Raw genomic sequence first — 2958 nt, 5'->3', positions numbered from 1 at the left:
GGGTTTCGGATCCCGCTGCTCGGTAGATTGCGAAGTGGAAGGTGTAATTCGCTCTGAGATAGGCCTTTACGTCGTCCGCGCCATTCGCGCGTTCCAGCGAGTCCAGATCGCGCGCGAAAATCGCAAGATCCGCATCACTCCGGTTCTGTGAGGCCCAGCCGGCGGCGATGGCCTCTATCTCAAAACGTACATTGCGCAAATCGGTGAGCCGCTCGCGGCTGAGCGCCGGAATACCAATGGAGCGTCCGGATACCACAGTGAGCGCGTTGGCTGCCGTCAGGCGCCGCAGCGCTTCCCTGACCGGCATCGGGCTGACGCCAAAGGCGTCGGCGAGGCTCTGAACCGTGACCATCTCGCCCGGTACGATGCTGCCGTCGAGGATCAGTTCGGTGACCTGATTGTAGACCCGGTCCTGCAGAGTTTCCTTGGACAGTGGAATGATCTCGACACCAGGCTTCCTGAACGCCGATCCAGCCATCTCCGGTCAACCTTCCCGCCCAAGGGCGACACTATTGCTTGTCTGGGAATGCAAGGTTCGTGGTGCCACGTCAAGCGGCCGACATAGCCCGTTTTGATATAAACGATTTCATCATTGATATTTGATCAAACCATGTTACGGTCGCTGGCATCGAATGGCAAGGGTTACGTTTTGTGCCCTTGGGAGGCATTCGGTCGTTCTGTTTGGGAGGAGTTTCACATGGGTATCGGATCGAAAGTCCGGCGGCTCGCGCTGCTGGCTGGGATGGCTGCATGCGCCTTCGGCCTGTCCGCCGCGCAGGCAGCCGAGAAGCACAAGATCTTTCTCAGCATGAGCTACATCGGCAATGATTGGCAGGCGGAGGCGGCCAACATGGTCAAGGCCATGGCCGCCCACAAGAGCCTGGCCGACAAGGTCGACCTGCAGGTCCAGGTCGCTGGCCCCAACGCGCAACGCCAGATTCAGCAGATCAACGCAATGGTGCAAAGCGGCGCCGAGGCCATCGTCGTATATCCGATCTCGCCGACCGCGCTCAACCAGGTCGTCAAGAATGCCTGCGACAAGGGCGTGAAGGTCTTTGCCTACGACGCCGAGATCACCGAGCCTTGCGCCTACAACGTCCACATCGACCAGCTGGAAGCCGGCAGGGTGACCGCCGAATGGCTGGTCAAGAAGCTCAACGGCAAGGGCAACATCATCGCCATCACGGGTGTCCCGGGAACATCCGTTGACGATCAGCGGACAAAAGCCGCCAAGGAAGTCTTCGCCAAATATCCTGATATCAAGATCGTCGGTGAGGCTGTCGGCATGTGGAGCCAGGCGGTCGCCCGCACCGAGCTTTCGAAAATCCTGGCCACCCGCAATTGGGACGACATCAACGGGCTGTGGATGCAGGTCGGCTGCTTCACCGCCAACTCGATGCAGCTCGAGGCCGGCAAGAAGACCAGCGAACTCCTGCCTTGTGCCGGTGAGGGCTCCAATGGCGGCCGCATCCAGATGCTGCCGGAGGGCACCGCAGTCGAAGGTGCGGCCCCGCCCTACGCGCCGGCCGGCGCACAACGCATTTCCTATGCCTCGCCGCCTTATTCGGGTGCGCTGGCGCTGAAGCTTGCCGTCGAGGCGATCGAAGGCAAGGACGTGCCGAAAACCACCATCCTGCCGCTGCCGGTCGTCACCAATGAGACGATCAAGCTGTGCGACGAAGGCACATGGGCGGAGATGAAGGCCGGCTGCAACGCCTTCAAGCCGTCGCTGGTCTCCAATCCGGGCTGGTTTGCCTCGATCTTCTCGGACCAGACACCCGAGGTCGGCCTTAATGCTGCCCTCGTCGGACAACCGGAGAACTAAGCCTCCCAAGGCGCGTGTGACGATGCACGGACAGTTGTCCGTGCATCGTCAATCCATGCCAAGCCGGCGATCGAGGACAATGACAGAACATTCCGAGCTCCCCGCCATCGAGATCGACGGCATCAGCAAGGCGTTCGGCCCGACCGTCGCGCTGGACGGCGTGTCGTTTGCGATCGCGCCCGGCAGCGTCCATGCCCTGCTCGGTGAAAACGGAGCCGGCAAGTCGACACTTGTGAAGCTGCTGTCCGGGCTGGTCCGGCCGACCCAAGGCCATGTCCGTGTCTTCGGCAAGGAGATCGCTTACGGCGCCCCGCGCGCAGCCCATGCGCTCGGCATGCAGACTGCGTTCCAGGAGATGACGCTGGTGCGCGACCTCTCCGTCCTCGACAACATGATGATGCCTTACGCCCCCGTGGGCGTCTCCGGCCTGATCCGCCGCGGTGCTGCCCGCAAGACCGTCCGTCGCCATATCGAAGATCTCGGTTTCTCCGTCGATCTCGATGCCGAGGTGAGCGAGCTCGAGCTTTCGGTACGCCAGAAGATCGAAATCGCCCGTGCCGTCTACCGCAAGCCGCGCATCCTTTTGCTCGACGAGCCGACCTCGACGCTCGCCGGCCGCGACGTCGACTGGCTGGGCGCGATCATCGCCAGGCTGAAGGCGGCAGGCACCACCATCGTCTTCATCACCCACCGCATGCGCGAGGTCCGCGCCTTTTGCGACACGCTGACGATCCTGAGAAACGGCCGCCACATCGTCACCGCGCCGGTCGCCGATGTCTCGGATGCCGACGTCATCGAAAAGATCATCGGCCGCAGCATCGAGCAGACCTTCCCGCCCAAGCCGGACAGCGCCCAGGCTTTCGGGCCGCCGGTTCTGGGCGTGCGCGACCTCAAGGTCGGGCGCAAGCTCGACGGCGCCCGCTTCGATCTGCGCAAGGGCGAAATCCTCGGCGTCGCCGGGTTGCAGGGCATGGGCCAGCAGGACCTGTTCCTGGCCTGCTTTGGCATGGCCGAGATCGAGCGCGGCCACATCCTCGTCGACGGCCGCAAGGTCTGGCTCGGTTCGCCGGCCGATGCCTTGCGCCCCAACATGGCCATCGGCCTGGTGCCGGAAGACCGCAAATCCGAAGGCC

At 62.9% G+C, this 2958-nt stretch carries 3 protein-coding genes; 2 read left to right on the top strand and 1 reads right to left on the bottom strand.

The features are described 5' to 3' along the window. On the bottom strand, positions 1–478 hold a 478-nt coding region (locus EN750_RS26940), incomplete at its 3' end, for a GntR family transcriptional regulator (RefSeq protein WP_145967941.1). A 219-nt stretch (positions 479–697) separates the two neighbouring features. Between EN750_RS26940 and EN750_RS26935 the strand changes: the two genes are divergently transcribed. Both EN750_RS26935 and EN750_RS26930 read left to right on the top strand, forming a co-directional pair. Further along, positions 698–1825 (top strand): sugar ABC transporter substrate-binding protein, encoded by a 1128-nt coding sequence (locus tag EN750_RS26935; RefSeq protein WP_127398449.1) that lies wholly within the window; start codon positions 698–700, stop codon positions 1823–1825. A 79-nt stretch (positions 1826–1904) separates the two neighbouring features. Continuing rightward, on the top strand, positions 1905–2958 hold a 1054-nt coding region (locus EN750_RS26930), incomplete at its 3' end, for a sugar ABC transporter ATP-binding protein (protein ID WP_145967940.1).

The sequence above is a fragment of the Mesorhizobium sp. M7A.F.Ca.ET.027.03.2.1 genome, from assembly GCF_003999175.1.
Classification (GTDB): Bacteria; Pseudomonadota; Alphaproteobacteria; order Rhizobiales; family Rhizobiaceae; genus Mesorhizobium.
Note: the sequence above shows the minus strand (reverse complement) of the source record. Positions and strands in the feature narration are given on the sequence as shown.